The 22126-nt window shown below is 57.3% G+C and carries 12 protein-coding genes; 2 read left to right on the top strand and 10 right to left on the bottom strand.

The features are described 5' to 3' along the window. Positions 1-35 precede the first annotated feature (35 nt). Entirely contained in the window at positions 36-656 is a 621-nt protein-coding gene (locus tag U5A67_RS38225) for a hypothetical protein (protein WP_321818637.1), read from the top strand. 525 nt (positions 657-1181) lie between these two features. Next, positions 1182-1343 (top strand): hypothetical protein, encoded by a 162-nt coding sequence (locus U5A67_RS38230; RefSeq protein WP_321818638.1) that lies wholly within the window; start codon positions 1182-1184, stop codon positions 1341-1343. 624 nt (positions 1344-1967) lie between these two features. On the opposite strand, the gene U5A67_RS38235 is transcribed toward U5A67_RS38230, so the two are convergent. The 10 genes from U5A67_RS38235 to U5A67_RS38280 form a co-directional block, all read right to left on the bottom strand. Next, complete coding sequence (locus U5A67_RS38235) at positions 1968-3470, bottom strand: diguanylate cyclase (protein ID WP_415768260.1); 1503 nt, start codon at positions 3468-3470, stop codon at positions 1968-1970. Positions 3471-3777: 307 nt separating this feature from the next. Then, positions 3778-4467 (bottom strand): MotA/TolQ/ExbB proton channel family protein, encoded by a 690-nt coding sequence (locus U5A67_RS38240; protein WP_321818639.1) that lies wholly within the window; start codon positions 4465-4467, stop codon positions 3778-3780. Between the two features lie 810 nt (positions 4468-5277). After that, positions 5278-7779 carry a cellulose synthase subunit BcsC-related outer membrane protein gene (locus tag U5A67_RS38245; protein ID WP_321818640.1) on the bottom strand — a complete coding sequence of 834 codons (2502 nt, stop codon included), beginning with the start codon at positions 7777-7779 and terminating at the stop codon, positions 5278-5280. A 319-nt stretch (positions 7780-8098) separates the two neighbouring features. Beyond that, entirely contained in the window at positions 8099-10426 is a 2328-nt protein-coding gene (locus U5A67_RS38250) for a cellulose biosynthesis cyclic di-GMP-binding regulatory protein BcsB (protein ID WP_321818641.1), read from the bottom strand. After that, positions 10423-12630: a UDP-forming cellulose synthase catalytic subunit gene (gene bcsA, locus U5A67_RS38255; protein WP_321818642.1), complete on the bottom strand. Its 2208-nt coding sequence runs from the start codon at positions 12628-12630 to the stop codon at positions 10423-10425. The genes U5A67_RS38250 and bcsA overlap by 4 nt, the downstream gene beginning before the upstream one ends. Positions 12631-13071: 441 nt before the next feature. Then, positions 13072-14421, bottom strand: coding sequence for a type VI lipase adapter Tla3 domain-containing protein (locus tag U5A67_RS38260; RefSeq protein ID WP_321818643.1), 1350 nt, complete (start codon positions 14419-14421; stop codon positions 13072-13074). Between the two features lie 362 nt (positions 14422-14783). Next, positions 14784-15071, bottom strand: coding sequence for a PAAR domain-containing protein (locus U5A67_RS38265; RefSeq protein WP_321818644.1), 288 nt, complete (start codon positions 15069-15071; stop codon positions 14784-14786). A gap of 10 nt (positions 15072-15081) precedes the next feature. Beyond that, on the bottom strand, positions 15082-16038 hold the full coding sequence (locus U5A67_RS38270; RefSeq protein WP_321818645.1) for a T6SS immunity protein Tli4 family protein: 957 nt from the start codon (positions 16036-16038) through the stop codon (positions 15082-15084). Between the two features lie 77 nt (positions 16039-16115). Next, on the bottom strand, positions 16116-18059 hold the full coding sequence (locus U5A67_RS38275; protein ID WP_321818646.1) for an alpha/beta hydrolase: 1944 nt from the start codon (positions 18057-18059) through the stop codon (positions 16116-16118). Between the two features lie 25 nt (positions 18060-18084). Next, positions 18085-20775 carry a type VI secretion system Vgr family protein gene (locus U5A67_RS38280; protein WP_321818647.1) on the bottom strand — a complete coding sequence of 897 codons (2691 nt, stop codon included), beginning with the start codon at positions 20773-20775 and terminating at the stop codon, positions 18085-18087. Positions 20776-22126: the final 1351 nt, after the last annotated feature.

The following is a 22126-nucleotide window of genomic DNA, read 5'->3' on the forward strand; positions in this document are numbered from 1 at the left end:
TGGCGGCCCTCTAACCCTGCCGCCATGGAGAGTATGTGCACCATCGCCTTTCAATGCGTCGCGTTGCCTTACTGAGGGTGCGGCTTTGCGAGAAGGCAACACTGCATTTTTACTTTTTTGGGGATTTAATGGTCGAAAATATAAGCATCTTTAAGCAGTGGCGAGCGCATCTTGTCATCGCATCAATGATCGCTGTCGCGCTGCAAGCGGCTGCCATCATCGCTATTTTAGCCTTTGACGCTCCAATCACCGAGTTTGAAACGGCACGGTTTCATGTGTGTGCAACCTTCGCGATCTTGATCGGCGTAGTATTAATGCGGCTCGCTGGCAGATTCGCCTTTATTCGTGCAATCGCACGTGGTCAGGCCGTCTATCAGAGACGAAGGCTCAACGAATGGCAAGTTCACGAGTCGTGTCCGTTGCGCCCATTGGTGATACTGCACTGCATGCTAGCAGCCCCCGACCGCAAAAAAGCTAAACGCACGTCGACCTCAGTTTGTAATGCCCGCGAAGGCTTTAACGCACGGAAGCGTAGCTGGCGCCGATACAGACGTTACGCCGACAATGCAGGTGCTGGCAATAGCATGGCTCATGGGTCGCTTTTGGCTACTCGTCAACGGACGGGTATAGACCCACCACCCTGTCCATTTGGGTAGGTGCGCGTCAATTGGTGGTGCGCTAGAGTTCCTATTGAGGGCAGTCCCCAACAGCCCTCGGTCTCCTTACCTCCTGCCCGCCATGGAGCGGGCATTTTTTCGTCAACGCCCAGCCCCCGTTCTCTCACCGGACAATCCAGCAATGCCATTCAATTCAGAGAATCGAGTACCGACATATGCTTGAGCGACGCTCGCAAGCATAGCTTGCCTATCATCGCATTGACGGTTTACCCATAGCTATAGTCTAAACGCACCACGTCGAATTACCTTCGTCTCATGTCGATCGCTAGTCGCCGCCCTATCTGGCTAGAACATATGCAAACGACAATTTCAGCCAACAACGTCGCTTGATATCCATCATGCCGATGCTTCTGCCGCTGAACCGACAGGAGATGCTTTACCTTCCCGTTGTGAGCGAAAGCCGACCTATAAGTCCGGAAAACACTCTTTGGTAATCCAAGATTGAGAGTGACTGAGTAAGCTGATGAGGAATCCATACTTACGTTGGTGTCCAGGGATAATCCTATGGAAAAGCGTCAATGGCTCACCTACACTTTTCAGGCGGCTCGCGATATCCCTAGCCGCGACGTGAAACTTCAAAACCGCGGAGTCGCCTCTGCGGTTTTTTTTATCAACGAAGCATCCTCCTCTGTTGGCGCGGGAAAGCTCAAACGCCGGAGCCAGTAGACCACTGTAATAATTTATTTCCCGTAAAACGGTGTGGCCCCTTGAAACAGATCATCGTCTTGTGTATTTATAACGATGATCTTGCCATTTTTTTTCCAAAGCCACGTACATTGGCCAACCCCCACGTCGGAGCAAGCTTGCATTTCCGGCCGTCCCTGACACTTTCGCTCTCCCGGATCTCCCGGACTGCATGTCGACGCATTATTCCCATGGAAAGGTGCCCATCCATGTCTGAGCATGATCTGCCTGACCTTCGAGTAGGGCGTTTGAGCCTGTATGGCCGGAACGCCCAACGCTTGAACACTGGTTTCCGCGAAAGCAGCCTGCGAAAGTAAGAGAAGCAGAAAAAGACTTTTCTGTTTGATAGGCATGTTTTTTGTGTTTACTGGAACAGATAGTCGAGTTCGCCCACCATACGGGCCCTACGTCCGCCGACCTTTCAGAACTTTCCGCATCGTCCGCAGATCAGCCCAGGCAGCACCTGCGCTGTTGCGCCTCAAGCCTGTCCAGGCCGGCTTGCCCTTTCCTTGCCGGCTTTTGGAGGTCCGCGGCGAGCTGCCGCAGGTCAAGTATCGCCTCGACGCGCCCCTCACGAAAATTTAATTTCGCAACAGCTTCCACGTGTCAGGTCGTTTCCGAAAGTGATACTCGGTTGCGGCCGCGCGATTTTGCGTAATATAGCGCCTCATCGGCGGCCTTGATTGCTGCACTTAAATCATCGTCCGTACCCGGCACCCGGCTGACCACACCAATACTTGCTGTCACGCGCCCGTATTCGCTAGTCGCATGCTCGATGCCACAGCCCGAAATCGCTCCTCGAATTCGTTCCGCTATCTCGGTAGCACCCATCGCCGACGTTTCAGGCAACACCACCACAAATTCCTCACCGCCATAACGTGCCGCAGAATCTGCAGGGCGCCGGATGCTTGCGCTAATGCAACGGGCGACGGCTGCTAGTGCATCGTCGCCAGCCTGGTGGCCATAGGTATCGTTGAAGGCCTTGAAGCGATCAATATCAACAAACAGCAATGACATCACGCTACGGTTTCGTCTCGCGCGGCGCCATTCTCGTTCAAGTATTTCGCCGAGACTACGCCGATTGTTCAGGCCAGTCAGCCCATCGGTCCTCGCCAGTAACTGCAGTTCGGATTCTGCACGCATACGCCGGCGCAACTGGATGCCAAGCAATATCGATAACGCCACAAAAGCAGAGCCAAATATGAGCATTAGCGAACCGATGAGCAGCGTACGGTGCCACCAGGCGGCATAGATGTCCTGCTCGGCGGCTGCGACCGTGATAATCAGTGGATAGCGGGGAAAATTGGAAAACCAGTAGAGACGCCGCGTACCGTCAATCGACGACGTTTCAATGAAACTCCCCTGCACCGCAGTCTGAAAATGGGCGAATGTACTCGCACCTTTAACGTTCCGACCAATGTTCCTGGTGTCATATGGCTGCCGCATGATCATTACACCATTACGACCAGTGAGTGACATCGTGCCGTGAGGGCCAAGAGACAACCCAGCGAACAGGTTATGAAAGTACTCGAGATTGATCGATAGCAACACGATCCCGGCAAACGATCCATCGGCATGGGAAAGCCGTCTCGTCAGGACGATGCTTGGTCCGTCTCCTGATTGCACGGGGTCACTGATATAGAGGCCGAAATCAGGATGATCCCGGTGGACGACAAAATAAGTCTGGTCGGCGAAATTACCCTTGCGAGGGATATCGTGCGCTGAGTCTAGAATGATGTTGCCAGCAGCATCCAGGACAAGCATCGCACCGAGATATCTGGCGCTCGCTGCGCGGTCAAACAGCACCAGCCGTCGCAAACGGGGCGGCAACGCCATCACGTTTGGATCGCTGAGGACGTCAACGACTGCCTGCAGGGAGAGTGCGTAAAACTCAAAATTGCGTTCGATGTCCCGCTGCGCAATCAGGGAGATATCACGCAGAGTATCGCGTGTGTGCTCCATTGCATCTTGCCGCCCCTGGTACAGGACAATCCCGCACAGACCTACCATGACCATCGCAATTGCGGCGCAGACACCAACGATCAACGAAGACGTCGAAAGAATGCGCTGAAAGCGCACTGCGAAATGGTTGTCCTGGTGCCTCTCCATTCGGATCATCTTGTAGTCAGCCTGATTGCCTGTTCGCTCCGCCGCTATCAGCGACGCGATGTGTCCGCGCCACGCCCGATCCCCCCGGAAAATGCATTCGGACAAAACGCCCGAGTCGGCGCCTAGTTGTCATCCAACCAGGTGCGAGCCTACGAGAGACTCGTCCGATCCCACTTTGCGAGGCAGACAACTACGATACGCAATTGCCACTCATCCACAAACGTCCTGCCGATAGAAACGCAGACTTACTGCCATGTGACCTCACCGCCTTCTGTCGGGGATGCCGCCACCTCCATATCAGCGTGTGCTACCGGTCCAGTGACGAGCCCGTCACAAAATACGTAAGCAGCCCGTGTGCGAAGCGGTTCAGCTTCGTCACGACGCCCTTGTTGGAGCGCCTAATCGCGTTGTAGCCAAGCACTGAAGGTATCGCGACGAACAAACCGAAAGCGGTCATGATCAGCGATTCGCCGACCGGGCCAGCGACGCGATCGATAGTTGCCTCACCCGTCGCACCGATCGCTACCAGCGCATGATAGATACCCCACACTGTGCCAAACAGGCCAACGAATGGAGCCGTGCTGCCAATCGATGCGAGAATCGCAAGTCCAGATTGTAACCGCGCCACAATGTCGTCCAAAGTATCCTTCAGGCAGCGCGTTATCCAGTCGGAAACGTCCATGCGGTCATGCAACTGGGGTTGCGTCTGACGATGGTGCTCGGTCGCGAGCCTGCCAGACAATGCGAGTGCCAGGAACGGATCGCTGGCACACGACGAATCGTCGTCATTTAGCATGTCGAGCCGAGCGTCAAGACCCTCGAAATATGAGAGGAACCGCTCTGTATTACGGAAGGTACGTCTGAGGCGCATGCGGGCCCTGAGCTTCAGGATGATGACGGTCCACGACGTCAGCGACATGATAAGCAACGCGCTAAGAGTGCCCCGTGTAACAAAGTCGCCCTGCTGCCAGACGTTGGCCAGCCCATAGTGCTCCATTTCGGTTGCCTTTCTCAGGTAGGTTGGCACCTCAGTCCAGACTGAAGGCAAGTGACCATACACAGCCAGGATCCGTATCCGGCTCTTGCCGGGCGCGGCTTGCGCTGAGCATCCGCAAGCCCAATACTAGCCTGGCATCCTGGCGTCGGGTCACGAACGCGCCCAACTACGGCCACACCCCGACGAGAATTCGTAGATGAATGCTGCACCTGGCAGCCATTGGCCGCTCTTCTGATTCCGAGCCGAATCGATCCGTTGGCGATCAAAGTGCGCTGCGGCTCGCAGAGAAATACAGTCAACCAGACTGTCACAATTTTGCATGCCACGCACGTGAGTCGAGCGATCCCCCTTTTTTACCGACCCCAGAGTTGTGTCCTGAACGTCATCCGCGCGGCATCGAGCACGGACTTCGCCGTACCTGTTTTTTCCAGCGCCTTCGCGTGAACGTTGCCTACGAAGATTGCTGCATGTTTCCTGACAAACGCGGTCCTTTCCTTGTGGATCGCTGGATTCGGCGGCGGCGAGTATCGTGGCCCCGGTTCTATTTTGCCTCGTCATGCGCTGGTGCGCCGAGAGATACGCTTCGGCGCTACATTGAGGAGCAGCAAGCGCACCACCAGAACGCCTGCGGCGTCCGAGCTCTCGCCCCCGGACTAAACTCCGGCACTTCCCGCACATCTGGTGACGCATAGAGTCACCGACGACCTGCACTAGCATCCTCACGATGAACATGCGCGGGCTCTTCGCGACGAAAGCTGCTGTCCGTTCGCCCCGTAACGTTGGCAGCTCCCACATACGAGACTAGAAAATCTAGTTATGGTCGTCGTCAAGTTGCATGTAGAAGTCGCGTGTGGTGCGCGCGACGTCGCGGCTGAAAACCTGCGAGTGCGCATCAAAGAAAAATCGAACGAAGGCCATCACAGTGATCTGCTTGTCGCGGCCCGGCGTGATGTTTACGTCCGCCAGCGCGCCGGCTTGTGCATGTGGCGAAAGTTTGACAGTCGCCGCCATTTGCGCATGGACATAGGGACCGTGATCGTGACTGCCGGCGCAGGTCTCGCTTAAGAGCGACTGTGCGGTGGACGTGCCAAGACCCGCAGCAGCGGCTACCTGTAGCGCGCCCGACGAATTCGGAAAGCAGGAGGTCGAGTCCTGAACACTGTCGTTCCACCCGCTCTCCAGCGTGGCACGCCACTGGAAATTGCGCCCCTCTTCGGACAGCATGTGCAGCGCCGCACCCGTCGCAACCGACCATTGCGGACTGTAATAGCCGCCCTGACCGGGGACGTAGAAGTTCTCATTGCGGCGATACCCCAAGTAGTGAACCGCAGGACCGGCACTGAAGTAATCGAAACCCGGCACGCGCAGATCATAGTCGGCGGACAGATCGGCCGATGCGCCTTCGTTGCCCACCACGTTGGCGCCCGTCAGCCATTGATACTCGGCGGCACTGCTCACGCTCCAGCGCTGCAGGATCTGCCAGCGCGCCGACGCGCCGCTCGCCATGCGGCGCACCGCTCCCCAGCTCCAGTCCGTGCCCGGCAGTGTCTGACCACGCCATGACAGCAGCGAATCACGCACGGGATCGACGCTGATCCACGCGCTCCACGCTCCCCAAGGGCCTTGCTGCCCCACACGCACCTTGCCGTCGAACATCACGCCCGTGGGCGGTCCCTGGGTTGCGCCAAATGACGCGCTCCAGTCCAGTCGCCGGTCGTTGCCCAGACTAGCTACATCGGCCATCATCCCTTCGATTTCCTCACCGCCCTCCGCCCCACCGAAAGGTAGCGCCGCATAGCGATTCAACAGGTTTTGCGACACGGTTCCACCAGAGGCGCACGAGCCGTCCGCGTCGGTCTGCTGCGAGGTGCAGCCTTGCGGAAACTTGCCAGGCAGGCGCTGACTCAGTGACGCACTCCCCGAACTCAGAAACAGCTGCCGATAGCGCAATTCGAATTGCTGCGTGCCGTTGATCCATTCCGCGCGCATTGCGGGCGATACGGTATTGAGGCGACCCTGTCCCGGCGCGCCGATATGATCGGCCCACGTCAGGCCCGCTGCTACCGAAGGGGAGTCGATGCCGGTGAGGTCGGCGGGGATGTAGCGCACGATGTGCTGGAGGTCCGCTGCGCCCTGCGTGCCGGCGTCCAGTTCGGCTTTCGCGGCGACGAACGACTTGTCGTAATAGAGCCGCTGCGCCGCAAGCGCATGCGCGTAGTTCTGCAACGGCCCCGGCGTGCCGGGCAAGGCGTCCTGCACACGCTCGCCTTGCGCCGCAAGCGCGAGCGCCAGGCCCTCGGCGCTGTCGTCGTCATGGCTTTGCAGATAGCGCGCGCGGAAGATCTGTTCGGCTTGTGCGAAGCGCTTCTGGCCGTACAACGCCCAGCCCCGCAGCACACCTGTCGACGCGTCGCCGACACCGAGCGACACCGCGATATCCAGTTGCCGCATGCTCTCGTCATAGCGATGCTCCCGGTAGGCTTCATTGGCGCGCGCCATGGCGATCTGGCCGCGCAACGGCCGGGCACGCGCATCGGCGGCCACGGCGGGCGGCGCCAGCAAGGCGTCCGCCCCCTTCAGGTTTCCTTGCGAAAGACGAACTTGAGCGAGGCCAATGGTTGTATCTACATCGTTCGGCGCGAAGCTCAACGCGGCTTCAAACCAGCTGGTGGCGGCGTCGGGACGATGCTGCTCGAAGGCAAGCCAGCCCGCCTGGGTCGCCGCCTTCGCGTCGCGATTTGCGCGGATAGCGGGAGCGAGCGCATCCAGCCTGTTGCCAATACTGGGATCATCAGGCGGCAACGCCGCGAGCACGGCCAGCGCGCGCTGGTAGCGCAGTCGATCGAAAACGAGGTCGGTTTCGCGGTCGCGTTCGCCATGCTGCGCTTCGAGCTGTATCAATGCATCGACCTGTGCAGCAGGAAGCTGCCGCCCCGCCATATAAAGCGTCGCAATACGATTGCGAGCGGGTTCACAGGCGGGAATCAGCCGTCGATAGAGCGCTAAAACGGCGTCGCTGTCAGCCGCCTTGGCAAAGATCTCCGCCGCGCGCCAGGCACGGTCAATATGCGCACAGCCGAATTCGTCGGGAGCGTGCGCAACCATCTCGTGCAAGAGATTCACATTGCCCTTGAGCGCCGCGTCGATTTCGTCGGCCTGCTGCCTGCGCGCGCGCTCCGCAACGAGTGCGGACGCCGGACGCCAGCCGGCGAACTGATGTTTGAGGCGCTCGACCTGTGCGTCGTAGATATCCAGCCGGCCCGCATTCAGCAAAGCCCAAAGCGGACGTTCGTCGGGCGCCGGTGGGGTCATAGGCGCTGAAAGCGTTGACGGTATTGCAGGTGTCGAAGACGCGGTCGCTACCGCGTCACTCGCAGGCAGTACCGGCACAATCAGACTCCGCTGATCGCTGTGCTCAACCCACACGCCGTTGCTTTGGGCGCTCTCCTGTGTGATCGCTTGTTGTGGCGTATGCGTGCCGTCCGGCGCCCACGCCGCAGATGCCCCTTGGGTGACGTTGCGGTCGATGCCGAGCAGGTTGTCCTGCCCGGCGTGTGCGACGCACGACAACGCTGCTGACAACATTGCGCCCCACCTCCTCCACCCACTGCCCGCGCGCCGAGCGCGCGCGTTAGCCCTGCGAACCACCATGATGCTTCCGGTGACGGCGTCGCAGAAGAATAACGGTCAGCACCGACAGGAGCGCGAGCAGGGCAAGCACGCCCGCATAACCCCACCACGGGTGTCGCGAAACTTCGAATCCCATGCGATCGTAAGCATTCAGGCTGCCGACGTCATAGCGCGCGCCGCTGCGACCGGTCCAGAGTTCCGGACTATCGAAGCTCAACTCACTCACGTCCCCACCCAGATTGTCCCAATAATTAGGCTCGATCATGCGCCGCACGCCATCCACCAGTTGATCGGGATTAGCCGCCGTAAAGGCCGTCACGGTGTTGCCGCTGCTGCCCTTGTATTGCATCACCAGCAACTGCTCCGAAAGCGGCGCGTCGGCGTCAAGCACCGATGTCGAAGGCGGCGCATCGGCATCGCTCGGCTGCGCGCCGAAGCCCGCGCGCATCAAACGGCCTAGGGTACCGATGTTTTCCCGCGCATGAGGCGCGGCATTGTCGGTCTCATCCGCGCGATAGGCAAGCGTCATCACATGGCCAGGCTGCCAGGGCGCGCCCTGCCACGCCCACTGGGAAAGCGCGCCCACGCTGCCGATAACGATCGTCTGGCGGCCGGCTTCGGGCGTGCCGGTCGTCACCTGGGCAGCTGTCAGCGGCCAGCGCTGGCTCTGCGCGAGCTTGCCCATCAGGCTCCAGGCGGAGGCGATCGTACTGTTGTCCGACGCGCCCAGGTGCACGGCAAGGCCTGACCCGTCCGGGCTCACCGTGTATGGAAATCCGCTCTGCGCGAAGCGGCGCAGATCAGGCATGGTCGTGAAGTGTGCAGCCGGAGGCAGCGTAATCGACGAATCGTCGAACACCGTAAGCAGCAGGTTGCGCGTTTCGCGTAGCATGCAGTGCTCGGTTAGCAACGGCACGAGCACGGGACGCAAGGACAGCACGTTGGCGCCGGGCCGGAAACTTCGCAACGGAATATTCACGCGATAGTGACGCAGCAACGCGCCCTGCTGCTGGTCCAGCGCAATGACCTGCTCGAACCGATCGTTCAGATAGACGTTGAGCACCGAGTCCTGCCGCATCTTTGCGCCTTCCGTGAAGTTCAGATCGAGCGTCACCTGGGCATCTTCCGGCGCGTAGATGTCTGCGGGCAGCATCACATCGAGATCGACACGGTCGGAGGCGCCGAGCGTACGCGACGTGAAACCCAGCGAACGGAACGAGTGAGGCTGCGTGCCAACGAGCGTACGACGTGCGGAATAACGCGAAATGCGTGCTTCATCAAGTGCGTTAATGACCATTTCGGCCAGATGCGGCTGCGCGAACTCCGGATGCGCGAAACTGCGTGCAGCCAGTTGCACCTGCGCATCGTTCACTCCGCTCACCACCAGCACGAAACGGCGCGGATCGTCGGGCTTCGGATAGATACCGAGGAAGGCACCCTTGATGCGCGCTGACACGTCGGCGGCCAGATAGGGGCGCAACGCATCGCGGGTGCCGAACAGCAGCACGTCGGTATCGGCGAGTTTCGCCAGAGACAGGCCGGGCAGCACGCCGCCGCCCTTGCCAGCCTGGGCGTCTAACACACGCAGCGTTGGGCTGAGATAGCGCAAGCGCAACGCTGCGCCTTGCGCCAGCAGCGCGCCAGTGCCCAGCGCCGTATCATTAGCCGGATGCTGAGCCGCGACGATGGTCAACGCGCCGCCGTGCTGCTGCTTCGGATCGATCAGATCCGGCAGATCGGACAACTGCGGCGCGAGCGGCTTGAGCTCGGTTTGCAGTTGAAGCGTCGAAGCATTCGTATCGATTTCAGACCAGAGTTCGGGCGAATTCGGGTCTTCACAATTCTCGGTCGAGTGTTGCGCAGCGGCGAAAGTCAGCGTGTTGTAACCTGGTCGCAGCAGATCGGCGGGCACGCGGACGTCGGCGGTGAGTTCGGGCTGACGCGACGATAGCTGCATCTGCGCGATCGTGCGATCGTTCACGCGCACGGCAAGTTCAGACCGATCGCTCAATAAGGAAACTGAATTTGTGACCACCAGATGAAGCACCGCCGAATTCACCTTCTCACGCGCCGAAATCGGCACGCTCATCGACCGCAAGCCGGTTTCGCCGACGAGCCGGATCGGCCCGGAAAGGTTGCCCAGCGTCGCCAACGTGACAGGCTGAACAACGCTGGCCGGCGGGGCAGCCGTCAGAGCCGCCGCCGACGATGGCGCCGGTGAAACGTTTGCGTTCGTGGCAGCAGCTAAGGCCCATGCAGAATGGGTGGCAGAAACCGCAAGCGCGAAAGAGAAGCACGCAGTGGCGCGCAAGAAAGAGATCAGCGTCATGAACGTGACAGGTGCGAAGAAAGAGAACTTCGAAGCGCGCGCACTGAGGCGCGCAATTGGCGCAGCACGAATACCGCCATACCGGCAAAGAAAAAGCGGTAATGTCCGAAGGCATGGACGGTGCCGAGATACACGACCATCGCCAAGCTCCGCCGAATACCTATGCGGCGGTTCCGGCTTTCGCGGAAGTCACGCCAACGCGCGCTGTCACCGTAGACCAGCGCGACGCGTTCGGAAAGGCCCGCCACGCTGGCGTCCGTGAACTGGGCGCCAACCGAGTGCGTGCCGTCGCGCGCGGCGATGATCATGCGGAGCGAAACCGGGATACGGCTCAGACGGCCGAGCGCGGCGTTAAAGACTTCCAGCACGGCGCTCGCGGACGATGAGGTTTGCAAATCGCCGGGAAAGATCAATTTCACACCGCCCGCCGACATGTCGGCGATCCGGCAATCGATCCCGTCTTCCGCCCCGTCGATATGAAGCTTCGCGGCGAGATCGGTCGGAATGCGCGGCGTCGCGCGCCGCTGCTTGCGCTCGTAAAGCACGCCGATGCAGGCGTTCAGCAGCACGAGATTCAGCACGCTCCAACCCAGCGAGGCACCGATCACATCCGCGTGTGGCGCGCCGTGTACGAGCTTCCAGATGCCCACGATCGCCGAGGCCAGCACGCAGAGATAGACTACGTAGAAAGGCCCAGCAAGCTCGGAGATCGAATCCTGCTCCATCTGCTCGCCTTTGGGCGTCACGTTGAAAGTGGGCGCGCGTGGCTTGGCCAGCACCGAGATCACGCCACGCAGCGAGAACATCGACACAAGCAATTCGTAGATTTCGGAAATCAAGGTCCAGCGATGGCGGCCGAAGAGATAATCGGTAGTGAGAATAGCGCCGATCATTTGCGGTAAGCCATACGCGAAAAATTGCGGAATTGTCGCGTGATAGAACTGCAATCCGAATAGCAGATACATGGCGGGCGCAACCAGAAACACCACCCGTGCGTAGCAGAAGAACCAGAAAAACGCGTTGGAGAAATAGCAGATTCGCTGTGGCAATGAGAGCCCGTCCATCGTCAGCGGATTGCGCAACAAAAGCAACTGGATCATGCCCTGTGCCCAACGCACGCGCTGCACGACGAAACTCGCAAACGTTTCCGGTTGAAGCCCAGAAATTAGCGGCTCATTCAGATACAGACTCCTGTAGCCACGCGAATGCAGCGTGAGTGCGGTTTCTGCATCTTCAGTGATCGACTGGCCGGTAATGCCGCCAATTTCAATCACGCAACGACGGCTCAGTAATGCGGCGGAACCACAGAAAAAAGAGGCGTTCCAGAAGTCGAGTCCGGGCTGGATGACCGAATAGAACATCTCGCTTTCGGGTGGCATCTTACCGAACAGTCCAAGGTTCTTTTCAAGCGGATCCGGGTTGGTGAAAAAGTGCGGCGTTTGCACCAGGCAAAGCTGTTCGTCCCGCTGGAAAAAACCAACGGTCTTCTCAAGGAAGTCGGCAGTAGGCACGTGATCGGCGTCGAAAATCGCGACGAGGTCACCATGAGTCTGTCCAAGCGCGGCATTGATATTGCCTGCTTTCGCATGTTCATTGCGAACACGTGTGAGATAACGGCCACCGTGGCGCGCGCACATTTCACGCAAGGCCTGTGCGCGCGCGAGCGCATCGGCAGCTTTGGTGAGGTCAGCCTGAGTAAGTTTTTGTTGCGTACCGCCATCGTCTAACAGATAGACGTTGAAACGCCCGCTCGGATAACGCATGTCGAGTGCCGCGCGCAGCGTCGTTTCCAGCAACTCTGGCGACTCGTTATAAGTCGGAATGAACACATCCACCGACGGCACCGGTCCCGCACGGGTGATTAGTGGCGCAACCTCACGATTGAGCGGACGACTGTTGACGAACAGGCCGATTGATGCGACCACGATGCCGTAGATCTCCGCGCCATATAACAGCATGGAGAATATGAAGTCCGCCACCCCGTAGTAGTCAAGTGTCGACGTCGTACGCCAGTAGAGATATCGAAACGTAAGGAATGCAGAGCAGAGCAGAAAAAACAGGCGAACATGCTCGAAGTGGCCGGTTCGCCTCAACAGGATCATCGCAGCAAGAATAGAATACGAAAGCGTGAACTGGGCAGCCAGATCGACCTTCAGTGCCACCGCCAGTCCCACCGCAGCAACCGTAAAGCCCCATGCAAGCACGACGCCCGCCCCTCGAGTGGTTAGCCTTGAGGGCACTCTGGATCCCGGCGATGCCCCGCACGCCTTCGCCTCCGCCTCCGCCTCCCTCTCGCTTCGCTTCCGTGCGCATGCGCCAGAAACCGTATTGACGAGTTTTTCCACAGTGATGTGCAGACACAGCAGTAAAAATGGCTCGTCACGATAGCATCGGAAATAGTAATTCGGGGAAATCTACCGCACAGAAACCCTTTCATCGACTTTCAGCAGTCTCGTAACCCTGCTTACGGCAGGATCCAAGATCACCAATCGGAGGGAAGGCGGAATCGTTAAACTGGGTTATCTCGTCAGTCCTGGAGGATCGGCGGGCAATTAGGCTCAGATGCGCAACGTGACGGACGGGGCTATCTACGTCGACTCGGGTCGCCGTCGCGAAAGCAGCGCATCAATCATGCTCGTACCGAATCACGGGGCACTCCAACTGAACGTTTGTGGCTTGGCCTGACGCGAGGCTTTATCCGGCGGGCTGACCATCATGATGGTCACGTGCTCAGGGTCGCGAAAATTGACGAGTGCATTCGTCTTGCCATCGCCGTAGCCCATCATGGTCGCAAGCGCAATCTGCACAAATGTAGAACTAATCCCGGTGTCTGCGCCGATGCGACGTTGCATGTCAAAACCGTCTGCCGCATCGTCCAGATCAATCTTCTGTTCGTTGTCGTGCAACGATTGCAGGAGCAGCGAGAGATTCGCCGTCGACGCGCCCGTGTCGTAGAACATACGCTCCGGCTGTGTGCCCGATGGCAACGTGGTCAACGCCTGCTGCCAGCCATTGCGCAGTGCCTTGATCCTGTCAGCATTTTTCGCGGGTGCGCTATGACCTTTGGAAAGATCTACCGTTACAGGGCGGTGCAAGTATGCAAGCACCGGCCATTGGTCGTATTCTTTTAGCTGCCAGGTTGTCCATGGCACCGGCACCCACGGGGTGGGCTTGAATCCCTTCGGGAAATTGAGGGCTTCGGTCTTGTAAAACTCTGGCAGCTTTGACTGCCAGTACTCGAAGGTAGGATTATCTACATCAGACGCAGGTTTCGGGTAGGCCCGTTGCTCCTTCCAGTAGAAGTTAGACAGCTTGACAACATCATATTGGGTCTTGGTCTTTTCGATGATTCCCCGGGTCTTAGTCGTATAAGGTCGGATGGTCCGGTCGACACGATCCGTGCGCGTGACCATTAGCGCGACGATCGCGTCGGGGCGTGTCGGTACAAAGTTTGCATTCTCGTTGTTTCCCGGCACCTGACCACCGGGCATCCTGGTAAAGGTGCGTGTATTCGCTCCGTCCTGAACAAGGACGAAGATAGCTGGAAGGTCTGGGTGCTCATCGAAAAACTGGAACAATTTTCCGACCACTTCTGAGCCGTCAGCAGTGTTCAGATCGCTCAGGCGGATGTAAAAACTATTGCCCACGCCTGAGCCGTTATCGGCGTCTCCAAGAAATCCGTCAAGATGTTCAGCATCCTTGTTAAACACATCCATCGGCGGCCCCACGATTACCGTTGGAATAGGCCAGTAGTCAACCCAGTCGAGAACGGTATAGCTCACGACGTTGTTCGACCGTCTGCCGAATTGAAGCATGCGGGTCATGAAGGACCACTCGTAATCTTTGGGGTCGGTCAACAGCACAGCGCCATTCGGCCCGACCTCCTCAAGCCGCATCAGCAAAGCACGTTGGCGGAATCGGTCCACCACCACACCAACCCGCTGTATCTCCAGCGTGAACTGCGGGTCACCCACAGAAGAGATCGTCGTGCTCAATGTTGACGAGCTCGCCGTAAGCACACTATCGCGAGCACCGCTCGCTGACCCACCGCTCGGACGGTCATATCCACAGGAAGTTATTGCGCCAACAGCCGCAATGAGGAGCGGAGTGAAACGAATGAGCAAACGTTGCGGCATAGACAAGACGCCCATTGAATACAGTCTCCCGAAAATAACATGCTATGGATAGTCGCCCATCGCTGCTTGCGCGCTCTTGATCGGCATAGGGGCAGCAGTTAGCTGCGCCCCTGCCACACCACCAGGCATGCCGGTCCGCACCGGGCGGTTCGAGAAGTGACTGCCAGAAGCGGACAGGCTATGCAAGCCGAAATTTGAGCTAGCTCTGGCACATGCCGCAACTACACGTCGACATAAGATTTATCCTGTGACGGTACAAGGTGAGGATGCGGCGTGCAAAGACAGATGCACAGATCGTCGCTCAATGCCGCTTGCCGCCCATCTGGTCCTGTCGTGGAAATGCGCGGCCCCTCACATTTGATTTGTCCCGTGGTCTTGCAGACGGGACACCAGACCGGGTCGGCTTCGTAAGCTTGCTCCCGACCGATGAGAAGATCCTGTCCGTCGCCGCTCTGTACGACACCGCCCACCGTCGTCAGGTCTCCTTTTAGGATGTCGTAACGTCGCATCGTTCCCCCTTTACACGGCACCCGGTCTGGGGCGCAGACTGTTCAGCAAGGTATCCCACAGTTGCAGCGCGCCTGCTTCGTCGACCGGCGAAGTTGCCTGATCGGGTGGCAGATCACCTTGTGATGGCGCTCCCAGCAACAATTCAATCGAAGTATGCGGTTGTGCGAGCGTCGCGGGATTGCCTGGCGCCAGCAGATAAAAACGGAAAACCGTCACTGGACCATCATGAAGTTCAAAAAGAACCTCTTCCGCGTCCATGCCCGCGACCACCCGTTTCCCCTTACGCAAAATTCGATAGCTGCCGGGCATACGATCGAGTTGCGCGCGCAAGTCAGACAGGTTCTTGGTGAGTGTCTGGCGTTGATCATCGTCCATCGAATCACGGAGCTTGATCAACAACAGTGCCGCTCGCCCCGGCATCAGGGCGAACGACTGGCTCACCTCTTCAGTATGCGTAGACGCCCCTGTGACTATTCCGCCGTCAATACAAAATCCGGTTTCTGTGGGTACTGCCGAGTTATCCCGCGCTTTGATACGCCGATAGATGTCGTTGTATATATTCTGAGCGTCGTAGAGGCCATCCTCGCCAATACCCCCTATCGTGTGAAAAAGAGTGTTATTTGAAAAGAGAAATCCTTCTGATTTGAAAGGCAATTTAACCTTCGCCACTGCCTCTTGATAGACGAATACGCGAGAATCAGCGACGGGCGAAAAAGCCTCCTCAAGCCATGCTTTCCCAGTCTTCTCATCGAAGTTTGCAGGGTTATGTCGCTGCTTCGTCCGCAGCTCAGTCTCACGCACATGAACTCTTTCGTTGAAAGCATCAAGAGAAACATTGTGAGTCGTTTCGATTTTATTTCCCCTATACGAATAATTCTGGTTAGAAATTTCGCTTTTCAGGGGGCGATCAAATACAAGTCGACCAACACACCATGGGCGCATTTTCAATAAAAGCGGATTATTCATTGTCGGTTCCACTGAAAGCACGAGAGAACAGATGCAAAGACCTGTCAGCAAAAATAAACTTCGAAAGACTCGAACCATTAACATGCTCCCGGTACATCAATATGCTTCACGATCTGAACTGTGCTATAGAGCATGGCCCAATGAGTCCACGAGTGAGCATTGCTTTTCATATGCTCGTATCCGCCCTGAACAAAGGCGACCTGGACCCCCTGAGCCCGGTCACCGGGCACATCAGGTTTCAATCCACGCGCCTGTGCATCCGCTGACCAGGACGGCACGGTGCCATCACCACGAATAATGCCCGTCCTCGCCGCTACTCTGGCCCAATCGATATTGGCACTGACATCTGGCAAAGTATTTGTCTTCTGGACCGTGAAGGTAACACTTAGTTGCCGCTGCTCCAGAAATACCCGGATTTCGCCCTTACCTGAGTTGTGTAACAAGCGGGCTCTCATGAGTTCGTCTTTCGTAGCGTCCGATGGCACGTCCCCCGTCCAAACGGCATTACCCCAAGTCAATAGGCCCTTTGTCGGCGCGCCTTTTTCGATCGTCGGCTTGTCACCATTGGCGTTCCCTGCCTTTTCGGCAGGCTGCCCCGACATGAAGTCAAGGCCGCCGACGCCATATGCGACATAAGTGTTGCCATGGTATTTGTTTTTCAGCTGACTTTGATTGGACACAACAGTCGCCATTGTTTCCCTATAGTTGCCCACCACGGTCTGGTGACTTCCGCCTTTATCAAGCCGCTTTTTCACCGTCCCCGCTGGATCGAGTTGATCGTTATCCGGCATCAGCCCATACCACTGGGAATTCACATACAACTCGTTATACGTGTCTCCCTCCTCAGGAAACTGCATCACTACGCTCCCATCCGGTCGCGCAAAAATCCACCAAGGTTCGCCGTTGTGATAATCCGGCATCGGTGTCAACTCCATCGGCCCAGGTGCATTCGCCATCACTGCCATAAATTCGTTGGAGTCGCGCCCTAGCAAACTCCCGTTGATGAAGCCATTCAGGCCTCCTTCAGGCCCGCCGCCGGTTTTGAATCGCTTAGCGGCCAGCGGCGCGCCTGTCGCCGGCTGACAGCCGTGAAATATGCCGTGTGCCAGATCTTCAAGCCCGTGATTCAACACGGCGAAGCGCCCCACCAGACCACCCATAGAGTGCGTGAGAATAATGGCCTTCCCAGTATCATTTTCCTTGCAGATCTCGGTCACACCCATTAGGCGCGTTGTCTTCTTTGTCTTCGGGTCAACGACGTCCAGACCGCTCATCACATCACGTGCGGAATCGTTATTGGACTGTAGCCAGTTGTACCCAATCGCGTATACGCGATAAGCGTACTTCATGAACTGGGTGAACTCCGCTGAGTCCTCGGTAATTGGTTGACCCTCTCCAAATGCACCGTATGTTTTCGGATCAGTGCCTAGCACAGGATGGAGCGTCCACTTCTCCCCCGTAGGATCACCATCGATCCAGGCGCCTTGCAACTCACCCAAATGCTTCGGATTGTTCAACTGGTGTTCGAGCCACAAAAGGACAGGTTGATAGCTGGTCCTATAGACCGAACCCCAGCCGCGGCGCCTCGCCTCGTCCTCTGTAAGTGGACTTTCCTCGTCGAAGTCAATCAGCGGACCGAGAGGTGTCACAGTGACGATATGAGGATCAAAAACTTCCTCGCGCGAAGATGCGCTACGAAACCACCCGGCAATAAGAGAACATAATCCGGAAAGCGTTGAAGAAACCGTGTCGGTATTCGGTGCAGACCATGCCATCTCACCGCTGTCTTTGGCGGCCAGCGGCGAGCCCATCACGCCTGGAATGAAAATCACAGGGATCGTAGGACGTATGCAATGAAGCGTCTCTTTGACACGCGTGTCATCGGCTGGCGTCAACGGCGCCTGAGCAGAAGAGTGACCGTCTTTGTCGGTCCGCGAGGCGAGGCGAACGACTTCCTGTTCAGCGTCATCGCCAGATGTCTGGCCCGTCGAGTCAGCATTGTCAGACTGAGTATTGCTCATGGATTCTCGCTGATGGTTAGTCCGCTCAGGCGTTGCTCTTGCCAGGGCGTAACGCCCGGATCACCACGGTTTCGATGTCGTTGTTTTTCTGCTCGCTGGTATGGCCCAGTTCGTCAGTTACACCACTCAGGCGGGAACCGTCCGCGCGGATGATTTCGTACGGGTGGTTTTTTAATGGATTGCCAGTGATACGGTCGCGCAACAGATACTTATCATTGAACGCCGGCTTTTCGAGGCTGTTCAGATGCTCGGCTACTGAACTTGGTCCCTCCCGGCTGAATGAAGTTGACTTGATCGTGCGAGTGCCACGCGTGCCGTCTTCAATACCTTGTGGCGTGATGCGAATGTACGAACCGCCACACTTGAGCATCAACTCGGTTTTTGCATCGATCTCGATGTTCCCGTTATTGCTCTTGAGTGACAGGCCGAGTTCCGAGAGCAGTCGTATTTGATCAGAGAGCGCCTGAATATCGATCGTCCCCTTACCGGCGATCAATTTCATACCCGCACGTTGCACAAACACACTAATCTTGTCGGCCACGCTGGCAACCAGCGACTTACCGACGGCCCAATACGTATCTTTGCCGCTGACCAGGTTCAGATGATCATCCGCCACAAGCTGTGCCGACGCGTGCGTTGTGAGACCCATGCTTTCCGGACTCGAAGCCAGCATGACTGGTTTAGCGAAGCCATTTGCGTTACCCGTTCCGCCGCCTGCCGTGTTGTTGCCGTTCGCAGAGCCAGCTTTGTTGTGCTCGGTTGCCTTGGCAAACTGCGCAAGTGCTTCCCGACCCGGCTTCAAGTCCTCGGCCTTGGCAATCGAACTAGCGGAAGACAGCGATTCAATCAGCAAATCCGCTCGCGCCAGAATTTCCCGTGGCTCAGTAGTGTTGAGCGGCTGATCGTCTGCGCCGATCCGATGCGTGCTGATATACAGCCCGTCACTTGCGTGGACCGCGCCGGCGTAGTCGGTTCTCAGCGTAAATCCACTGCCGGTATAGGCACCGCGCGAATTGCCGTCTTGAATGATTTGATAGCCGATGTGCAGCATGCTCATGCCGTGACTGCTCATCATTCTCATACGGCTCTGGCCGCTCGAGTCGTCCATGACCAACTGGTTATAGCCGGCGCCGCCAAACTCTTTCGATTGATAGCCGGAGAGCAAAGCATTTGAATGCCACTGCGGTTTCACTGCCCCGTTATATACACGATGAAGCGCTATCGGACGGTCAATATCGTCTCCGATATGACCGATAAGCAGTTCCTCGCCAGCGCGAGGCATATGGACGCCACCGTAGCCGTCGCCGGCGTCCGACTGTGCGACGCGCACCCAGCAGGACGCACGTTCATCGCCCTGGTTGATCCGATCCCAGATGAAGAGTACCTTCACCCGATTTAATTCGTCCGTATATGCCTCTTCCCCCTTCGGGCCGGCCACAATTGCCGATTCCAGCTTTGCTTCAGGCTTGGAGTGCTCGAATGGACTGCGGTACGGCACCGTCGTGCGTTGCGCCTCGATACCGACACGATAGAAGCCCGTAGATCCGTCGGGGTAACGCACACTCGATGTTTGGGCAGCATCGTCAGCACGCACTAGAGCAAGTTGCTGACCCAGGCTGTGAGGGTAATTCGCATCGTGCCCGGCAAGAGGCAGATTGTTTTCGATTGCCCACTCGACCTCGATGGTCGCAAATTCGCGCCGATCCACCTCGTCCCGGTCATGCTCCGGATGACCTGAGAACGTAAATCGCTGTCCAGAATCCACCCCTCGGAGGCTCCCGATGCCATAGAACCGCTTCGCCCGGGACTCCCACTCCTCCATCCGAATCCTCGATAGTTGATCACCTCGGTTTTGCTCGGCATAGGTATAGCCACCCGTGTATTCATAGACTTCCATTTGAGCCGGCAGTGCACCTTGATTTTCACGTGTCGGGGTGGACGTTGCCTTGGGATTGAATGGAGAAGGCGGACTCTTATAGTCGAAGGTGCGCGTCGAAAGCAGAACGGATTGCAGCGTCCGCGTTCCCGACCACTGCGTGATCGCATCGACCTCGCTTCGTGTGCCCGCACGATAAAAGCCGACCGTTGCGGGTGACAGTGACGGGAACGTATCTAGACGATCAGTAATGACAAGCGTGTGCGACTTGCCGTCAGTTGCCTGTTGCCAGAAGCCATAAAGCCCCTCAGATTCCAGCAGTCGATGCACGAAATTCCAGTCACTATCGTCCTGCCGGCAATACGAACGCGTGGGCAGCGGTTGTGACAGGACAAAGCGATACATGCCTTGGGCTTGCGGATGCTGGTTGAACACGTCGGTGACGATCTCGTCGACGCTCATATCTTGCCAGTGCCGCTGGTCACGGCGAAATCTCAGGAAATGCATCCACGAAGAAAACACCAGTTGGTAACTGGTCAAGCCGCCATCGGCACCCAGACGACGTGCGGTATGAACGTAGCCGTTGTGCGGCCGATAAGAGCCATCGTTTTGGTGGATCCAGAGCGTGACAGGCTGGGCGACCAGCGTTTTCAGTTCTACGTTGTCCGAGACGGAAACGCAGTCGACCGTGAAAAGATAATCACGACCTATTCGAGAACGGCCTTCTACGCGATGTGGCAGCAATACACCATCACCTGCTGTCGTATCCAGTTTCAGCAGGCGCCCGCTCTGCGAAAGGCCGCCCACGATCGCCCCGATAGCCAAGTCCCCCGTGCCCATACCGCCTCTCTAATTAATTACGCTCGTTATATCTCGCGATTTTTAGAAAAGAAAATTCGATATAAATAAAAATCTACCTTTCAAAAATTTAATCTTGAAAATTTTCACGTTACTACGGAGATTCCCCTCCGCGCAATGCACGTATCACTGTCACGAAAAATCTGCGACATCTCTTGATGTCCAGCACCGCGCTGATGTTACCTACATTGCCTGAACGTTGTGCTGAGGTCGGCATTTAAGACGATGGCATGACGATGCGGTTTAGATAGCCGCATGTGAATACCATCACATCATGAATCGGCACAAATCTGAGTACATCAAGCCAGTATAGGCAATCAATGAATTTTTTTACAAGCACAGACTCGGCCAGTCACTGCCCCAACATTCATAGCTAATTATATGCAAATAGCATCATCGTCACGAATGATTTAAAAAATATGCCAAATCGATCATACCCTCAGGAATGAGACGCGTTTTTCCTTGTAAAACTCTCTAATCGCATTCGTTGCATCAAGGCGTCGCATCTATTCGAACAAACCGGGCTGAATATCGCAAGACTGTGAGCCTCACGGGTGAAGCTGGCAACGGATACTGTTACGGCCGGGATAACCGCTGAGACAGTTGACTTGTTAAGCGAAAAGCGACGAAGCCAAGACAAACAATTTCCGAGGGAATAGGATGGTCCCATCGATGATCACCAACTGGGCCACACTGGCGATGCTCGCCTCTCGCCGGCACAGTTGGAAACGGTTCGGTGCCCGTAGTGCTTTGGGCTGCGGCGGGGTTCTGACATAACCAGCCGTTTAACGAGCGGACGAACCTGCCGTTGGAACGACCGCACTACCCCGCTAACAGCCATTGCTCAGGGCAGCGGCGAACGGCCGCAACGGGTCGATACCGGAAGTTTGCCGGCAGCAGCGAAAGGCTTGCCGCTGCTCCCCAACGCCCTTAGGTTGATTCTGATGGCCAAGCTGCGCAGTTGTTGGCGCTAACGACTACTATCTCTGACCCGGACGTGCGCGGATGACAAGCGTAAGTTGATCGAAACCTGCCGCCAACCGGACGCGTCATTGGCTGGTCTGGCACTGAAGTTGGGTTCAATGCGAACCAGTTACGCAAATGGGTACAGCGGCAAGAACGACGGGAAGTTATCGGCGTTTCACGTGATGCTATCGCGCAAGCACCGTCAGCCTTCGTGCCGGTCGTCTTGATAGACGAATCACCGGTATCGACTCCTGCGAATCGCCACTGCCATCCCAAGTGGCCGGCCGTCCTTGTGGATTATTCATTCGCGTTTGACATCCTCCCCGCCCTCGACCTTCGGTCGCCGCCAGAAGGCGGAAAGGACGGG

This window comes from Paraburkholderia sp. J69-1, assembly GCF_905220255.1.
In the GTDB taxonomy this organism is placed as follows: Bacteria; Pseudomonadota; Gammaproteobacteria; order Burkholderiales; family Burkholderiaceae; genus Paraburkholderia.